Annotated in this window: 15 protein-coding genes; all 15 read right to left on the bottom strand. The window is 45.5% G+C overall.

The genetic code is table 11. The annotated features are described in order from the left end of the window. Positions 1–10: 10 nt before the first annotated feature. The 15 genes from flgL to KJS69_RS23695 all read right to left on the bottom strand — a co-directional run bounded on the left by flgL (position 11) and on the right by KJS69_RS23695 (position 17,428). Complete coding sequence (flgL, locus tag KJS69_RS23765) at positions 11–907, bottom strand: flagellar hook-associated protein FlgL (RefSeq protein WP_213586285.1); 897 nt, start codon at positions 905–907, stop codon at positions 11–13. Positions 908–934: 27 nt separating this feature from the next. Beyond that, positions 935–2,518, bottom strand: a complete 1,584-nt coding sequence (flgK, locus tag KJS69_RS23760; RefSeq protein ID WP_213586284.1) for a flagellar hook-associated protein FlgK — start codon at positions 2,516–2,518, stop codon at positions 935–937. Between the two features lie 14 nt (positions 2,519–2,532). Next, positions 2,533–3,030: a flagellar protein FlgN gene (locus KJS69_RS23755; protein ID WP_213586283.1), complete on the bottom strand. Its 498-nt coding sequence runs from the start codon at positions 3,028–3,030 to the stop codon at positions 2,533–2,535. A gap of 99 nt (positions 3,031–3,129) precedes the next feature. Beyond that, entirely contained in the window at positions 3,130–3,414 is a 285-nt protein-coding gene (gene flgM / locus KJS69_RS23750) for a flagellar biosynthesis anti-sigma factor FlgM (protein WP_213586282.1), read from the bottom strand. A gap of 133 nt (positions 3,415–3,547) precedes the next feature. Further along, positions 3,548–3,955: a TIGR03826 family flagellar region protein gene (locus KJS69_RS23745; protein ID WP_213586350.1), complete on the bottom strand. Its 408-nt coding sequence runs from the start codon at positions 3,953–3,955 to the stop codon at positions 3,548–3,550. A gap of 110 nt (positions 3,956–4,065) precedes the next feature. Continuing rightward, positions 4,066–4,848, bottom strand: coding sequence for a ComFC family protein (locus KJS69_RS23740; RefSeq protein ID WP_213586281.1), 783 nt, complete (start codon positions 4,846–4,848; stop codon positions 4,066–4,068). Between the two features lie 2 nt (positions 4,849–4,850). Further along, on the bottom strand, positions 4,851–6,713 hold the full coding sequence (locus KJS69_RS23735; protein ID WP_213586280.1) for an ATP-dependent helicase ComFA: 1,863 nt from the start codon (positions 6,711–6,713) through the stop codon (positions 4,851–4,853). Positions 6,714–6,740: 27 nt separating this feature from the next. Continuing rightward, positions 6,741–7,142 carry a glycosyltransferase family A protein gene (locus KJS69_RS23730; RefSeq protein ID WP_213586279.1) on the bottom strand — a complete coding sequence of 134 codons (402 nt, stop codon included), beginning with the start codon at positions 7,140–7,142 and terminating at the stop codon, positions 6,741–6,743. Between the two features lie 53 nt (positions 7,143–7,195). Next, entirely contained in the window at positions 7,196–7,921 is a 726-nt protein-coding gene (locus KJS69_RS23725) for a response regulator (RefSeq protein WP_213586278.1), read from the bottom strand. 5 nt (positions 7,922–7,926) lie between these two features. Beyond that, positions 7,927–9,084 (bottom strand): sensor histidine kinase, encoded by a 1,158-nt coding sequence (locus tag KJS69_RS23720; RefSeq protein ID WP_213586277.1) that lies wholly within the window; start codon positions 9,082–9,084, stop codon positions 7,927–7,929. Between the two features lie 225 nt (positions 9,085–9,309). Further along, positions 9,310–11,970 (bottom strand): stalk domain-containing protein, encoded by a 2,661-nt coding sequence (locus tag KJS69_RS23715; RefSeq protein WP_213586276.1) that lies wholly within the window; start codon positions 11,968–11,970, stop codon positions 9,310–9,312. 178 nt (positions 11,971–12,148) lie between these two features. After that, a complete protein-coding gene (metK, locus tag KJS69_RS23710) occupies positions 12,149–13,351 on the bottom strand; it encodes a methionine adenosyltransferase (RefSeq protein ID WP_213586275.1) in 1,203 nt (400 codons plus the stop codon). 140 nt (positions 13,352–13,491) lie between these two features. Next, complete coding sequence (locus KJS69_RS23705) at positions 13,492–13,779, bottom strand: alpha/beta-type small acid-soluble spore protein (protein ID WP_213586274.1); 288 nt, start codon at positions 13,777–13,779, stop codon at positions 13,492–13,494. Positions 13,780–13,867: 88 nt separating this feature from the next. Continuing rightward, on the bottom strand, positions 13,868–14,437 hold the full coding sequence (locus tag KJS69_RS23700) for a hypothetical protein (RefSeq protein WP_213586273.1): 570 nt from the start codon (positions 14,435–14,437) through the stop codon (positions 13,868–13,870). 99 nt (positions 14,438–14,536) lie between these two features. Then, the gene (locus tag KJS69_RS23695) at positions 14,537–17,428 is read right to left on the bottom strand and encodes an S-layer homology domain-containing protein (protein WP_213586272.1); all 2,892 of its coding nucleotides are present in this window, start codon (positions 17,426–17,428) and stop codon (positions 14,537–14,539) included. Positions 17,429–17,676: the final 248 nt, after the last annotated feature.

Raw genomic sequence — 17,676 nt, 5'->3', positions numbered from 1 at the left:
TATCTCCTTCCTATCTCAAGAAATCAACTAAGCTGGGAGTAATAATTTTAGCTCCGACGGACAGAGAAGCATTATAAATGCTCTCGTTAATTTTAGATTTAATAATTAAGTCACCATAATCGGCATCTTCTACCTTGGATTGCATAGCTTCCAAGTTCAATCCTAAATCTTTAAGACGGTTTTCAATTAATTCTACGCGATTGGTTCTGGCTCCGATCTCTGCGTGCATGGCGAGTACTTTATCCATTCTCTGTTCTTGTTTATCCAATGAGGCAGAAATACCGGCAAAATCGCCGTCTTGTAGCGCAGTAATGAGATCATCCACTAATTTAAAGGCGTTATCATCAGTACCCGGTTCCCCAAATATATCGTTACCAGATATATTAATTGTAACTTCTACTCCGGCTCCAAGCACTAGCGGAATACGGCTCGAGTCTGTCCGGTCATCAGCTGCGTTGCCAGCGGTATACGGGGCTTCATCTGTAAACTGCCCATTAAACACGTATTTGCCATTCAACTTACTATTTCCTATATCTATTAATTGATCACGCAGTTCTTCCACTTCTACTCTAATCGCATCCAGCGCTGCTTGAGGATTTGATCCTGTGGAAGCCTTAATGGTCAGTTCCTTTAAACGGTGAAAAACAGCTTCGGTCTGAGTGAGCATCTTATCTGAAAATTCCAACCAAGAATTAGCCATACTGACATTCTTCTGATACTGATCATTAGTTGATAATTCGCTTCTATATCTTAGTCCATAAGTAATGCCTACCGGGTCGTCCGATGGCCGGTTGATTTTCATTCCGGAGTTCATTTGCTCCTGAAGCTTTTGCATGCGGCCAAGGTTCCGATTCAGATCACGCATGAGCTGAGTGTGCATCATGCCCTGGGTTATTCTTAGAGACATACTATCCCTCCTTCATCATTAGGACGATTACCTGCCGACGACTCCCATACCGTTAATGACCTTGTCCAGCATTTCATCAAATGCGGTCATCATCCGGGCGGCCGCAGTGTACGCATGTTGAAAACGAATCATGTCGCCCATCTCTTCGTCGATGGACACTCCGCTGACCGACTGCCGGCCCCCGTCGATTTGAGCCACCTTGGATACCTGATTGTCCAGATAGCGCTGAGCTTCCTTGGATTGAACGCCCATCTGCCCCACAATCGATCGAAAATGCTCGTCAACCGTCCCGGAAGAGGCATTGGCTCCCGTCCCAAATTGAAAGGAGGCATCCCGCAAACCGCTCATTAACAAAGCCAGCGTGTTATTGCCTTTGACTACCTTCTCACTTCCTCCGGATGAATCGGTCCGCAAAGAAGAGGCTATTCTCTCAGGGTTGGCGGCAATATCCGGATTCAACTGGAAGCTTTCCGCTGTAATCGGTCCTCCATCTTTGGAGCCGAAGAAATCTCCGCCTTGCTGTATGGGATCACCCAATGTATAGCCAAGCTTGTGCAGGCCGTTAAGGCCGTTCACCACGATCTTCATACCGCCGGGACCGATTTCTCTAGCCGCTCCCGTCAGAGTAACCGGCTGTACAGTGCCATCCGGCATGACTCGAGATACGGTCGTATTATCTGGGAGCACGGAGCCCTCCGGAAGGGTGATCGTTACCTCACCGTTTGCAATTGTATTGGCCAATTCATCGAGCTGATTCAAATAATCAGCAACATGACGGTCACGGGCGACGATCATGCCGTGAATTTCACCGCCATTAAGCGCCCCGGTTCCAAAAGCGGCCTCCAGATTAGCCGCTGTAGTCGGGGTGAAGTTCCTCCCCTGTACCAAATTGGCGCCGGCCAAATCAATGGTGTATCCTTGCGGCCCATCCTGTACGGTGATGTTCGCAATCTGAGCCAATTGGTCGGTCATGAAATCTCTCTCATCCCGCAGATCGTTGGCATTATGCCCCAGACCTTCAATTCGCTGAATTTCACGGTTCAGGCTGGCAATTCCTTCGGCCAAGGAATTAATCTCCGTCACTCGAACGTCAATGCTGCTCGTTAAATCGTCACGAAGATCCTTGAGCTGCTTGCTCGCGAAGTTGAAGGCATCCGCCAAAGCGATCCCCGACTCCTTAACAAGCTTGCGCCCGGTCGGATTCTCTGGATCTTTAGCCAGATCGTTCCACGACTTCCAGAAGTTATCGATAACCGTCCTTAATCCGGTGTCCGACGGTTCGTTAACAATCCCTTCGAGCTTGCTCAAAGCATCCGCACGTATGTACCAGCTTCCATAGTGCTTAACTTCGTTACGAAATTGATCATCCAAAAATTGATTTCTAACCCTTGTAATCGAATCGAACTCCACCCCGGTCCCCAATTGTCCTGGAATGTTCGTCCGCTGCATCCCTACCGGTTCCAGCGGAAGAGCAGTCCTCATGTTCACCACTTGTTTGGAATAGCCCGGTGTGTTAATATTCGCCACATTATGACCTGTCGTGGACAGTGCAGTCTGATGGGTAAACAAGCTCCTCCGGACCGTCTCCAAATTATGGAAGGTCGATCTCATTCTCTATCACTCCTTTATGCTCTAGTGTCAAATAGTCCGGCTCTCTGCGACTTGGGCGCTGATTGATCGGGATGTCTGTAAGACCACTCTTCTTCGGATCCCGACATAACGTCAATAGAGAATTCGATGAAATCCAAGGACTGTCTGACCAGCTCTTGGTTGATTTCATTCACCCGTTTTAATTCATGCAGCACGTTAACGAGCTTTTCCTGAGCTTCCAACAGAGAACCCTTCTCCTCCGCGTTAAAAATCAGCTTGGCAATTTCCGCCACCGTAATCCGATCGCTCGCCTTATAGCCTTTAGACAGCAGGAAGTCATTGGTTACGAGAGTCCTCTGCTGTTCGAACTGCCCCATCTGCTTAATCAGCTTGTTTTCCTTACTGGTCAGTTGGTTCAGCAAGGGTACATCGTTCTGAATTATCGCTTGCTTCTTCTCTTGTCCGGTTTCCAACAAAGCCTCATGGACTTCCGTCAACCGGTTCAGAATGAGCACTAATTGCTTGATTGCCATAGAATTCACCCAATTCCCGAAGCTTTACTTAATCACAAAAGATTCTCGGTGCTGAAAAGTTGCCTCTTTGAACATTTGCTTAATGATTCTCAGCTCGATTTACTTAATATAGGGATACAGCTTCTCCGCTATTTTTCCCGCTTCTATATGATACGTTCCGGTGGATACGGCCTGTTTGAGATCCTCAATTTTCTTCTCGCGGGATTCATTGACCTCCGCATGGGACGATGCTGCCCGGGAGCTTAGAAGCTCCTTCGCTTCCGGCGAAATTTGCACCTCATCCTTCTGCTTGCCCTTCTTGTTCGCTTGCACCTGAGCATAAGAGTGTTGATTTCTCTGGTAGGGATTGATCGCTCCTATGCGCTGTATGTCGTTTATTTTCATCCTTTTCACCCCGTTTACAACATAGCCTGCTTTGCCGTCTTCCGTGGACGGATGCGTTTATTTAAGCTGGTAAAAGAAAAGCCGATAAAACCATTACATTTTTTATCGGCATCAAGGACTCTATTGTTTAGATTTAATTCAAACGGTTCTTTAATCGATCTTGAATGTTGAAGCCTCCGTTATTCTTATCCTGGGCCAGTCTGTCATCCGACATCGTATGATGAATATCGCTGACCAGCCGTTTACGGCAAGAATCGCACATGGTATGCTCGCGGATCATGGTTCCACAAACTTCACAAGGATAAGTCATGTTGGGCATGTCATAGATCGAAATTCGACCTTCTTTAATAAATTTTATGATTTGTTTATAGGAAACTTTCGTCCCCTCATGGAGCTCTTGTAAATTAGCCTTTCGATTTTCTCTCAAAAAATGATAGCAGGCCTCATATTGCTGCTCAATATCCTTGATGCAGGCAGGACATACATCCTTGTAGTTTTTTACAAAAATTTTACCGCAGCGAGGGCAATTGTCGACATTCATCCCCAATTTAAATAGCCTCCCATCCTTGAACGAGCCTTCCTTGTCTATTTAATATAGTTTATCGGCTTTCTTCACTTTTGTATAGAGATCAAACTATCGATCGACAGCGCTCATCTGGCCCAGGTCAGCCCGTACACCCGAGCATTCAAGCTTGAACTCAATAAGCGGCTGCATTGATTCAACGTACTGCCTGTTGTGTAAACATCGTCAATCAATAAAATTTTTAGTGCGGGCCGCCCTGGGAATGGGGCGAACATCGGGTCCTCATAAACCGAAGGATGGAGAGTAAAGGCATCCTCCAAATCGGACAATCGTTCTTTCCTCGATTTGAAGCTTTGCTTAGGGGTGTTCCGGGTACGGATGAGAGTACCCCGGTGAGGGAGACCCAGCTTCGCCGCCAGCCCGGACGCAAAGCACTCTGCTTGATTAAATCCTCTTTCCTCCAACCGCTCTTCATTCACCGGTACATAGGTAATGCATTGAAAATCTTCCACTTGAAGCGATTCCCTCTGCAAGTGAAGATTAAAGGCATGAACCAGCATGGCTGAAAATACGGAAAGCAATCTCTCATTGCCGCGATACTTATACAATGCGAGCAGATCCTTCATAACCGGATCATACTTCACGGCACTGCGATTTCTTACAAAATAGGTTTCTTTACGGCGAACGCAATCCGAGCATGACTCCGCTCGGCCGCACTGTTCACATTCGATTTCGGTTATCCAGGGGATTTTACTGTAGCAGGAGTCACAAAGCCCTAACGGATTGGAACAGGAGCGGATAGTGGCTTGACAGTATACGCATTCCTCAGACGGAGGCGCCATCCACTCACCTGCCTGACGGGCCCATATTCTAATTTTATTATAAATCGAGAAAGCGGGTGAGTCGGGCATGTTCATTCCTCCTTTGAGTTCACGAGGTATCCTTTGTTCCGGGCCAAACGGTTCATCAGCTTCATCTGGTTAATCGCCCCTGCCTGGGAACGGGTCTTATCCTCCGCTACAAAGAACACCCTGCCGTTCGGATCATCCTTCGATCTGCCGGCCCGACCGGCCATCTGGACCAATGAAGCCTCGTCGAACAACTCTGCATCCGCGTTCAGAATGAACACATCGGTACGTGGCACCGTCACTCCTCTTTCCAGAATAGTCGTCGTTACCAAAAGGCCAATCTTGTTCTCCCGAAACAGGATCACTTTCTCCGTGCGAAGAGGGTCCATGGAAGAGGTCCCCTCGATAACGGTATCGGGAAAATGTTGTCTCAGCAGCTCTACCATCGGTTCGACCCATTTGATTCTGGAGATGAAGACAAATATTTGGGCTTCTCTCTGTAAGGAGGCCTGCAATTCATTCAATAAGCCCGAAGGCAACTTTTGTTTCTTGATGTAATCCTGAATTCGTTTGGTCCGAATAATGACGGGTACCGGGAGCGGGTGTCTGTGGTAGCGAACGGGTACCTTCACGTGAGGAAGCTTCTTGCGGGCGGCTGCCTTCTGCATCGGCAAAGGCGGGGTTGCAGACAAAAATACCGTTCTGCCGTGTTCAGCCAACACTTTGCGTGCCGCAAACTGAAGCATGGGATTATTATGAAAAGGAAAGGCATCCAATTCATCGATGATAGCCATATCGAAGTACCCGTGAAAACGAAGGAGCTGGTGAGTAGTTGCGAGTGTAATGTCCCCTTGCTCCCATTTCTGCGGACTGCCTCCGTACAGAGTAACGATGGAGTAGGCTGGAAAAGCAGCCTTCAATCTCGGCATCAATTCGAGCACAACATCCTTGCGGGGAGTAGCAACAAGAACATTGCGACCTCGCTGAAGCTCATGCTCAATTAGCGGAAAGATCATTTCCGTCTTGCCAGCCCCGGTCACAGCCCAGATTAGAAATTGATCCAACTCGTGATTTCTAGCTTGTCTTCCGAACGAGCTGTGAGATGCAAGGAATTCCAAGCCAGCCAAGGAAGCTTCGGTTTGTGCAGGACTGAGCTTCCAGCGCTCCTGGAGATGCTTTCTCAACTCTCCTCCGAGAGGAGCGGTTTCGTCCATTGAACGAATCTCCGGCCTGTCCTCCATTCTTCGTGTTCCCTGAACAAGAAGCGAACAGAAACGAACCCTCCCCATGGTGAGGCACTCCTCACAGTAGGGACAAGCTTGACCACAATGGAGGCATTCCGACCAGAACATGCGGCTCTCACCGGTTCCGCAGCGTCTGCACCGATAGCCAAGCGCCCGTTTCCAGCCCTGCCTGCGGTATACGAGATCCATTCCATTCCCATATTCAAGCCACCCTTGCAGGTAGGCCAGTTGAATGGAACGATGGATCTCCCGCTTTCCCATCAGGAGGTTGTGAAATCCAAGCATCGGCTGAAGCTCTTCGTGCAGCAGGGATCTTCCTTGTATGAGCTTGGCTACCTCCTCCGCTTCCTGGATAGTCTCTCTAGTAATTATTTCGTCATAATTCCCACTTTCTATTAGCTCCAATTGAATGGAGTCCGTTGTAATGCCGATCGGCAGCTTATGTATTCGGCGCTTCAATTCCTCCTTGGCCGACGCGAGCGGTTGAACAGCTAGCGGGCTTTGTGCCATATTCTCTATTAACCAGACCGCTTGTCCAACAGATAGTTCCGGTAATATCCGGACCAGGCGATCGACCCGCCGCTCTTGCCCTCCTAACCAATAAGAAACATCCACTTGAAAATCCAGCGAGAACTTCCATTTCCACTCTCCCTGGATTTGCGCACCATATAAAGTTACCTTCATACCTTCCTTCCTTTTGCCTGTAAGCGTTTACCAACGTAAGGCTGTTAGTTGTTGTTGTGTACCCATTTGCCCTAGTGCCACGATATGAAGCGGCTCTTCTTGATGAGTCTGAATATAATCGTCCAGCCGTTCGACAGATTCATAGATTTCCAGGCAGTCCCTATTCTTTATTGCCCTGTGGGCGATGGCCAAGGTTTCATCTGTCGAACCGTCATCAAATATAGCAATCTTAATGGGCCGTCCTCTGACCCAGGATGTAAACAGCAGGGAATACAAGTACCATTCTAATTGATTAGCGTTATTTTTAGTCGTGAAAATAAACCGGACCATCTTAGCTGAGCCCTTTTTTTGTTGCATGCGGCATAGCCAATGAACAGCTAGAATCATAGTTCCGTAAACCCCGCCTATAAAAAGCAACCCAATCCCCATAGCGGCTACCTCCCTTGTAGGGTTAGTATATGCCGCCATGAGCAATCGGGTTCCTACAACGTTACCCAGCCATTTTTGATAGCGATAATCACTGCCTGGGTTCGGTCATCCACTTCCAATTTTTGCAAAATGCTGCTGACATGGTTTTTTACCGTTTTTTCACTGATGAATAAAAATTCCCCGATTGCTTTATTACTCTTGCCCTCTGCCATCAGCCGAAGCACTTCCGCTTCTCTTCGAGTCAGCGGACTGTTAGGAGAATGGATATACTTGACACCTGCTTCTTTATCAGCGGAGCCATCGATGGGGCTTCCGCTTTCCTCCAGATAAGTCATGCGGCGCAGCTGATTGATCAGCTTTCCGGTTACTTTAGGATGAATATAAGCATGTCCGGAAACAACGGAGCGGATAGCATTAATTAACGATTCCGCCTCCATATCCTTTAGTAGATAGCCAGACGCCCCCTTGCGCAGAGTCTCAAAAACATAGCTTTCATCATCGTGAATGGATAGAATAATAACTTTAATGGAGGGAAAGATTTCTTTCAACCTCTGAGTAGCGGTTACCCCGTTCTCGACTGGCATGTTAATATCCATAAGAACAATATCGGGATTTAGAGAGTTGCACAGCTCTATGACTTGAATCCCGTCTCCGCATTCTCCGATAACTTCGAGATCGCTTTCCATATTGATTATTCGTTTGACGCCTTCACGAAATAGCTGGTGATCGTCGGCAAGCAGCAGCTTAACGGTTTTTTTAGGATTTTCGGTAATGACCATCCATTTCATTCCTCCCTATGTTCAGGATTAATCGGAATAAGCATTGTAATTTTTGTACCGCCTTCTTTGCTGGAATCAATGTCGATTCTTCCTTCTAATAGATCGACTCGTTCCTTCATCCCTATCAAACCAAAATGATTATTGCCCACCATCATCTTAGACTCCATTTCCTCCACGTTAAAACCGTTCCCGTTATCTTTGACAACAATTTGAACCATCTGCTTCTGGAAGGTTATCGTTAAAGAAATGAAGGAGGCGTTAGCATGCTTTAATACATTAGAAAAAGCTTCTTGAATCAGACGGTAGACCGCCACTTCCATTTCGGTCGGAAGTCTCTTCTCCCGCCCTGCCAGCTCAAAGCGCGTCCTAATTTTCGATTTCTCTTCAAAATCCTGTACAAATTTGTGAAGGGTAGGGATTAAACCCAAATCGTCCAGAGCCATTGGGCGAAGGTTGAATATCATTTTACGGACTTCTTCCAGTCCGTCTCTAACCTGGCCTTTCAAATCGCTCAGTTCTTCCTTAACGGAATCAAAATATTGCTGAGTCAACATTCTTTCCGCTATTTCCGTCCTTAGAACGACATGGGCCATCGTTTGCGCCAGACCATCGTGTATTTCCCGAGCAATACGTTTACGCTCCTCTTCCTGGGCCATAATGATCTTCAACCCAAGCATCTGGCGGTTCTTCGCCGATTCCAGCATACGCGTAACCTGGTTTAAATCTCCAGACAAATATTCCAGTACGACATTCATTTGGGAGACTAGGGTTTCAGCTCTTTCCACCTGACGCTCCACGCTGCGAATTCGCTTTTGAAGATCGTCTCTGCGCATTTTGAGATGATACTCTTTTTCCCTGTATATGGTTAGCTGCAGTTGCAATTGAGTAGCCGCTTCGTAAGCAATCCGGATGTCTTCTTCTGTGAAGCGGTGAAAATCCCGGCTTACCTCGGTAAGCCGAATTCTTGATCTTCGATAATCCAGTTCGAGCTTATCCACCTGGTGAATCGTTAAAGTCGTTTCCTCTATCACCTGCTGCAGTTCTCGATTCAGAGCCTCTAACTCGTTGCGGGCGCTCTCGCTAATTTCGAAAATTTTATATTTGCTGCTCTCCATAACATGAATGGCGCTCTTTATGACACGATCTATGGCATCTACCTTCACTCTATCCTGTACCCCTTTAATTAGGTCTATTCCCTTAATGATAACATACTAACATATTTCGGGAATAGTTGAAGAGCTTCGATGGAACTATTTTACCATATTTACGCATCATATAAAGAACGCCAAACACAAACTTTATAATTTTTTGTTGAATTCTTTAAATTATCGGCTTATTTTTGTCGATTCACGCGGACTTTTGCCCTGACCAAGCCCTAAACCGAAGAACTACTCTAAGGTTACGGTTTGGGTCTCTTGATCCCAAGAAACCTTCCAGCCAAAATTCTCTGACAAAATTCGAAGCGGAATCATGGTGCGCTCATTAATTAATTGAGGGGGCACCTCTGCTGTAACGACCTTACCATTTACGTTCAATTCCAGCTGATCCAGCCATAACTCGGCCATCTGACCGTCTTTATAGAAAGTCACCTTGCGTTCTTCATCGCCTTCCTTCCACGGAACGACTTCCCCATCGAGAGCCTCTACTACAAAACGGACAGGCACAAGCGTATTCCCGCTAATCAACACCGGTGCTTGATCGATCGTGCTGCTTTGCCCATTAATGATAATCTCCGGTTTATCAATCGTCAGATTGACAACATTGCGCTTAGGCTTGGAGACGTTAGTTTTATAATGGAAAGATATATCGTCAAATGCAACCGTTCCTTCTCGGGCTCTATCGGCTCGACCTTGCTCGATGTCCGCGATATAAATTCGCTTAAGCTGAACCGGATAGCTCATATTCAAGCTGGAGAAGTTTCCGGTAACAGTTTTCCATCCGTCCCAATCGATTTCCTTGGCCAGGTCTACCCGGTGGGTAGTTCCGGCGGCATCGATGACTTCTGCACGGAGCCAATTCTTACTGTTGTCTCCCCAGACATTGACACTCATGGATTGCGGCTCGCCTTCCAACAGCATTCCATCCTGGCCAAAATCAGCATATGCGGCTAGCGTTCCTGTAGGAGAAGTGAATTGATAATCCATCTGAACCGCATAATTATCCGGCGCAAGGCCAAAAATTCCAGGCATTCTCTGAATTTCTCCAGTCACTCCCTCGGTTGCGCTGAAAGCTACTGTTGGATTTATGTCATCAAAATTAGCCCACAGCTTCTCGGAGCCTAGTGGCAAGTTTAGAATGGTACTGAACTCATCGTAACGGGCAATAATTTGACCTGCTGTTGCCCCCTGAATATTCTTAACATGAAGCGTATCTCCTTGAATATCGCCTTCAAAGCCTTTGATTTCCCACTCAAATGATTCTGCGGGAACGACTCTCTCGGTACCGTCTTTTAATTTAGCCATGACAGCTAATTTAATATCTTCATTCTCCATTAATACTCCGCTGGAAGACTGAATTTTCAAGCTTGCGATATCTTTACGGCCCACGACGTCCACTTCCTTGGTAGCTGTAGCCTGTCCGGAAGAAACGGAGAGGGTTGCTTTTCCTCTTTGGGTCAGGGTGAAGACATTATCCTCCATAGTACCCATGCCATTAGTATTGCTCCAAACGGCGGAATCCTCCAATCTTGGAATTGGATTGTAATAGGTATCGTAACCTCCGGCATAGTATGCTGCCGATTCATTAACAAATAGTGCCTTAGGGCCTGAAATGGTTAACCCTAACGCTTCGCCTTTGGGAGCGATAGTATAGACGCCGAGTCCATTGACAATCTCCCGCTGATAGTTAGACTCCGGTGCGGCTACCAACTCTACGTTAGTATCCCCTAGCGGACGGGCTACCATTTGGGAGGAACCTCCTCCGTCGAGGTTCATTCCTTTCCATATCCCGATTTGGGTCATGACATCCTGCATTTCAGCAAAGCTCATACCTGTACTGTTTGTGTTATCTTCTACGTTAATAAGATATACATATTTTTCATCTTGTGAGTATCCAATGGCAGTACGAGCCCTGGCTCTAGTGTAATCCGCATCTTTCCTCGACAATTCGGCCGGCTTTCCGTTGTCCACTAGAATAGTGTGCCCTCCGATCATCATCTGGAAATCTTCGCCATCGTAGGTTCTGGTAGGATCTCTTGGCACAACATTGTAGGCGGAATCTATCGGATCCCCTATCTTTAGATTATCTTGAACAAACTGAGCGCCTGCTCCGGCGGCTCTAAGTATGTATCCGTCTTCCGGCGGTGCCATTTCAAAGATTCCATTTACTTTAATATCTTGAATGATTCCGTCTTGAACTAACACTTCGGTCGGCACCGTAACCCCATCATTAGCCCGATCAGAACTAGCCCAAGAGCTGGTATACAGGAAAATGCTATCAATCATACTATGCTGGCCGCTAGGCTCAAACCAGTAATAAGTTTTATTTACTCCTCCTAGTGGGTAGCTAGTCCCATTAGCGGCTGTGACGGATCCCGTAAATGTAAACATATCGATAATCGGTTTGTTATCTTTGGTTAAGCCAAAGCTATAGAATCCAGGCAAATCGTTAGGCGTAGCCATGATTTCGCCGTTCGAGATTTGCGGTCCCATGGGGGCCAAAGTCGCTTTCGTATTAAAAAAGTCCCCATTGACTCCGGCTACGGCGCCCGACTCACTGGCCATCTTTTTCACCGTGTTCTTAGTAGTAAATTTACCGCCCTTCCCGGTCATCACGTCCAGCTTGACCATTGGATTATTCAAAGCTATTTCGATGACGTTCACATTGACATGCGCCGGTTTATTGTTGCGTGTGGAGACCCAGTCATATTTCTTGAGAATGGCCCCTGCCGTAATAATTTCTTGTCCCTTATAAGTTACCGTGCCATTGGCGGAAGCTACGTCTGCGGATAAAGAGCTCGTTTGCAGAACGAGCATAAACGCCAACACCCAAGTCCATCTTTTGAACGACCGCTTTTTCTTGGTCCTTGTTCGCCTTTCCTGCTGCTGCATTTCTTTTCTCTCCTCCAAATCTAGTAGTCTCTCTTTATTTGTCTGTTATATTAGACTCTACTAGAAGGCAAAAAGTTACGTTAATCGACAAAAAAAACCGCCCATCTTAGGATAGGCGGAGAATTTCAAATACTATTTAAGAATTCATGTCTAATAAGCATAATAGGAAAGTAAATTACTACAAAGCTTCCTGTTTAAGAACCTCTGCCTTATCCGTTCTTTCCCAAGGAAGGTCGAGATCTGTGCGGCCAAAATGACCATAAGCAGCGGTCTGCTTGTACAGAGGCTGTCTTAAGCCAAGCTCCTTAATGATTCCTGCTGAACGAAGGTCAAAATGCTTGCGGATCAATTCCACCAGCTTATCTTCACTTACTTTACCTGTTCCGAAGGTATCCACAGAAATCGACACCGGACGAGCTACTCCAATGGCATAAGCCAATTGAATTTCGCATTTATCCGCTAATCCCGCAGCTACAATGTTCTTAGCCACATAACGAGCCGCATAAGCAGCAGAACGGTCTACTTTAGTCGGGTCTTTACCAGAGAATGCCCCGCCGCCATGACGAGCATAGCCACCGTAAGTATCCACAATAATTTTGCGGCCGGTTAATCCGGCATCCCCTTGAGGGCCCCCGATTACAAATCGTCCGGTTGGGTTAATAAAATATTTAGTTTCATCGTCCAAATACTCTTTAGGAACAATAGGGCTAATTACATGCTCTTTAATATCCTTCTGAATTTGCTCCAGCGAAATTTCTTCAGCATGCTGAGTAGAAACAACAATGGTGTCCACTCTAACTGGTTTATCCCCTTCATACTCAACCGTCACCTGAGTCTTTCCATCTGGACGCAGGTAGTCGAGTGTTCCATTCTTTCTAACTTCGGATAACCGCCGGGATAACCGGTGCGCAAGCGCTATAGGCATAGGCATATACTCTGGAGTCTCATTAACAGCAAACCCAAACATAAGCCCCTGATCTCCAGCGCCCAATGCTTCAATCTCCTCGTCCGACATCTGTCCCTCTCTCGCTTCGAGGGCACGGTCTACTCCCTGTGCGATATCGGCGGATTGTTCGTTTAATGATGTAAGTACAGCACAGGTTTTGTAATCAAAACCGTATTTGGCACGGGTGTAGCCAATTTCTTTAATAGTATTACGTACAATGGCAGGAATATCAATGTAATCCGCACGGCTGGAGATCTCACCAATGACCAGCACCAAGCCTGTCGCAACCGAAACTTCACAAGCTACACGAGCATTGGGGTCCTCTTTAAGAAAAGCATCCAAAACCGCATCGGAGATCTGATCGCAAATTTTATCCGGGTGCCCTTCTGTCACCGATTCTGAAGTAAATAAACGTCTATTACTTGAAGTCGTCAATTCTTCGACCTCCCTAATCGAAAGTATGCCTTACACAAAAAACCAACCTTCTCCATTGAAGAAAGACGGTTGGGAGTAACCTCATTTATTCATAGTACTTTATTTGTCTAAAGGTGTCAATCAGTGACTATTTGAATTATTTAATATAAAGAAAAAAGAGCTTCTTCCGCTTTTTGGATTAATCTTTTGGTAATCGTTCCGCCTACCGCTCCGGTATCTCGAGTAGCAATATGGCCCCAATAATCTTTTCCGCTATTGGAGAAAGCCATTGGAGTTCCTAATTCTGCGGCAAATTCTGAATCGGCCCCTGCCTGAACCTGAGCATAATAATGCTGCCCTACAGGAAGACCTAATTCTGCGGCTATTTCGTACTTCATTTGATCCAAGGCTTGTTTGCTCGCTGGCACGACTTTGTTGTTGTTTGCCATTTAAAGTCACCTCCTTGCGTTCCGGTAACCGTAGTATGGCTTGTCCACCAGCCAGCAAACGTATAACTTAATGCCATGACGGGTAAAATTATGGAGTTACCTTGGATCCGTCTTCATTGACCACCATATGATTCCCTTTAACCATCACAAACATGACCTCTTTATTGCTCGAGTCGGATTGTATACCGCGGCCTTCTCTTGGAAACAATAATAAATGATTCAATTCCACCACGGTGCCTGCGGATAAATCTTTACCTGATGTCACATCCGGGATGCCATTATCATCACTGCTAACTGCGACGGCGTTACCGTTACGGACGATGACTTCCGAGCCTGGAGCGGCGTAAAGAATCTGACCAGGATTAAGCTCTACAACTTGAATACCTTGTGAGACTCCTGGTGTTGTTGCTGATCCGTCTTTGAGCTCTTTCAAAATTTCTTCCTTAATTTTCTCGATGTCATTATCAACCGTGACCGGACTGCCACCTGTAATTGCCTTAATTTGCTGATCTACATAACTCTTGGTTACAAGCGGATCGTCCACTGTCCCAGGTTGTTGACCAGTACCACTATCCGCACTTGTCGTTACAATGGATCCTAGCCATAATCCAACTCCCAATAGAGCAGGCGCCACTATTAATGTCCATTTCGATTTCATCAAGTCACCTCATGTCGTAATAATAAATTTTCCAGCTATCTATATTAAAGCAAATTCGTGCAAAAAAAAGAACCCCCGAAGGGGTTCTTTGATGAAGCATTATCTGCTAACGTCAACAGATTTAGTCAATCCATTAGCAGTTCTCACAGTAACTGTGAAGGAAGTAACCGAATTTGGAACATCTATCGTACCGTCGTAATTATTCTTAACAGTACCACCTTGGGCGTTACTAATTGCGACAGTTACACCCAGGTATCCGCCTTGCCACAATTGAGCATTTTTCAGCTCAACACCATATTGGTCTTTAACTTTAATTTCACCAAGGATACCATCATCCCAGATTTCAACAGTTCCAGCTTTGCCAAGAGTTCTTTGCTTACCATCATGTTTTGCACTGATGGATTGAGCTACTGGAGCTGCTTCGTCGACCTTAATATCTCTCAGATCAGCAGTGTAATCATTTCCTGAAACATTCAGTACAACGTTGACATTTACAGTACCGTTCTTCTTACCGCTAAGCTTATACTTGTCGCCATCGATAACGATTCGTGCTACATCTGTGTTAGAAGACTTAGCGTCTTTAATAGCATCAGATGGAACAGCGATTGTTTTACCAGAAGAATCTTTAGCAACAATTTTAATTTCTCTTTGGTAAGCTTTGTAAGTATCTTCAGTTACAGAAGAATTCTCACCTTTGAATTTCTCAACAGCGAAAATACCGTTGTCGAAAGCTTCAATTTCGAAAGTCAATTTGTTGATATCACTTGCTTTAATCGTTTCGAAGTTTACAGTTCTTGTTCTAACTACAGAATCATTCTCACCCAACAATCTGGCTGTGAATCTGTAAGTACCTTCGCCACTACCGTTATTTTTGAAAGTAATGTTAGTGTCGTTGATGTCTTTAATTCCAGCACCTACAAATTGAGTGTTAGCATTGCCAGTTGTATTAGTTACTTCGTTAGATCCAGTCACTGGGCTAAACTCTGTAACTACTTTGTACTTAGAAAGATCCAAGTTAGTTTGTTGATCGAAATCAATTACATCGCCGTATTGGTCTTTAAATTTCAACTTCAAGCTGCTATCTGCAGAAGGAAGCAATTTATCTTTCATTGCAGAAGATACATAGACGTCATTTACATAGCGCTTTTCTTGAATGCTTACATTAATGTTAGCCTCTTTGTTCGTTCTAGGAACACGTACGCTGATGTTAATGGATCCAGGACGTCCGTCTGCCGCAGCTTTAATGTAAAGATTTCCTTTGTTGGAACCAGCTTTTCTCACAACATCAACTTCAGCTAAACCTGCATTAGAGAATGCGAAGATTTCCTTCTTATCGAAAGCTTCAACAACATCTTGAGCAGACAAAGTTTGTCCGTATTGATCTTTTACGATAAGCGGAATGTATTTCTCAGAATCACCGAATGCTACTGTTTCATTGAAACTTCCAAAGCTAACTTCGTAAGGAGTCTTAGAGGAAGCAACTTCAAGCTTCAATTGCGAGCTTGCACCAGTACCTGCAGCAATAGCACTTACCGTAACATCAGAGTTGTAATTGTACAGGTTAGAAGCTTTCAACTTAATTTCAGGAATGTTATCCCCTGTTTCGTCGTCAACAAATTTCAACTCTTCAAGAGTTCCGCCAGGAAGGTGGCTCAGAAGAGCATATTGCTCCAGAGTTGCCAAGTCTGTAACCGGATGACCGTATTGATCGAATGCATCATAAGTGATGTAAGCAAAGTCTCCAGCATCCAGACGCTCTTTCTTAGATGTCAGAACGAGTTCTTTCAAAGTAATTTTACCTACAGTTTGGATATCGCCAATTTGGAAGGATTTGTTAGCACTAACAGCACCATTCTCAGCGATAATCGTAATCGGCAAGTAACCGCCTCTTACCAAGTATCCATTTTGAACTGCATCTAAAGTATTAACTGTCAGTCTTTGCATATCGTTAGCAGCTGTTACGGCAACATTGTTATTACCGCCATGAACGGTAAGACGGGAAGCCGGGAAGCTAGCTGGTTCGTTATACTGGTTCAGCGCCTCAAAATCGATATTCACTCTTTTAGCTTGAGGAATGATATCGCTAGTAGACTTGAACTTGATGGATTTGATTGTTTCTTTTTCAACTTTCAGCTCTTTAGAATCTGTACCAATTTCTACGCCATTATCTGCGGCGGCACGATCCAACTTAACGTTGTAAGTACCTTCTGTCATGGCAACGCTTGTGTTGAAAGTAGCTTTAGATTTGCTATCATTCCATACCAGACCATCTTTGTCAGCCAGAGTTACTGCAGTAGTACCTGTTCCTCTGTTCAAAGTCAGTTTGATTTTGCTAGTATCTTCAACAGATTTGTTGAAAGAAACTTCAACTTTCTTAGCACCTACAGCTTTAGCATCAGTGATGGAAAGCTCAGCAGGTACGTTTACTTTGTAGTAAACAGGGTATGCAGCGTCAACGAGTTGAGCACGAGTAGCTGCTACTGTGTAATCAGTTGTTTCAGCGATCAGACCTTCTTTGATAGCCGCAGCTACATAGCCTGCAGCATCCCAGCTATCAGAAGTTTTACCTTCTACAGCATCATTAGACTTAGCCAATCCAAGGATACGCGCCATAACTGCAGCCAATTGCTCGATAGTTACTTCACCGGAAGGAGAAAACACACCATCCCAAGTACCATCCATGTATTTAGCTTTAGTTACAGCTCCGATGTATCCAGCAGCCCAACCTGCACCGTCAAGATCACTGTAGACGTTAGCAGCAGCTGCGTCCTCGGACAGACCAGCAAGCAAAGTGATGATTTTAGAGAATTGTGCACGAGTGGTGTTCTCGTCCAGGGCAGCTTCGCCGCCGTCAGTTCCTTCGAAGATTCCTTTTTCTTTAAGTTCTTCGTATCTCTCCAAAGATGTTTGGGGTTCAGCCGCAGATACGACTGAAGCAAACATGGAGAAGACCATAGCTATTGCTACGAGTAAAGACAAACTTTTCTTCATAACCTTTTTTTCTCCTCCTCGAAATCGTTTCGGTTCATGAGTGTGAGTATTACAATAATTGGAGCTCGATTCCCTCATTTGCCGATTCACCCCCTTTCCAGAGTTGAGCATCATTACTATAATTGAAAGTCTGTAACATGATGTCACAGAAACTAGTAAACATAGAAAACTAGAGACTCGAATGCCACTTTACCTATTATACATTGGCCTATCTTTGTCGTAAAGTGTATTTTGAGAAATTTATCCAA

This window comes from Paenibacillus sp. J2TS4 (genome assembly GCF_018403245.1).
In the GTDB taxonomy this organism is placed as follows: domain Bacteria; phylum Bacillota; class Bacilli; order Paenibacillales; family NBRC-103111; genus Paenibacillus_L.
The sequence above is the reverse complement of the archived record's forward strand: the minus strand, read 5'-3'. Positions and strand labels throughout refer to the sequence as shown.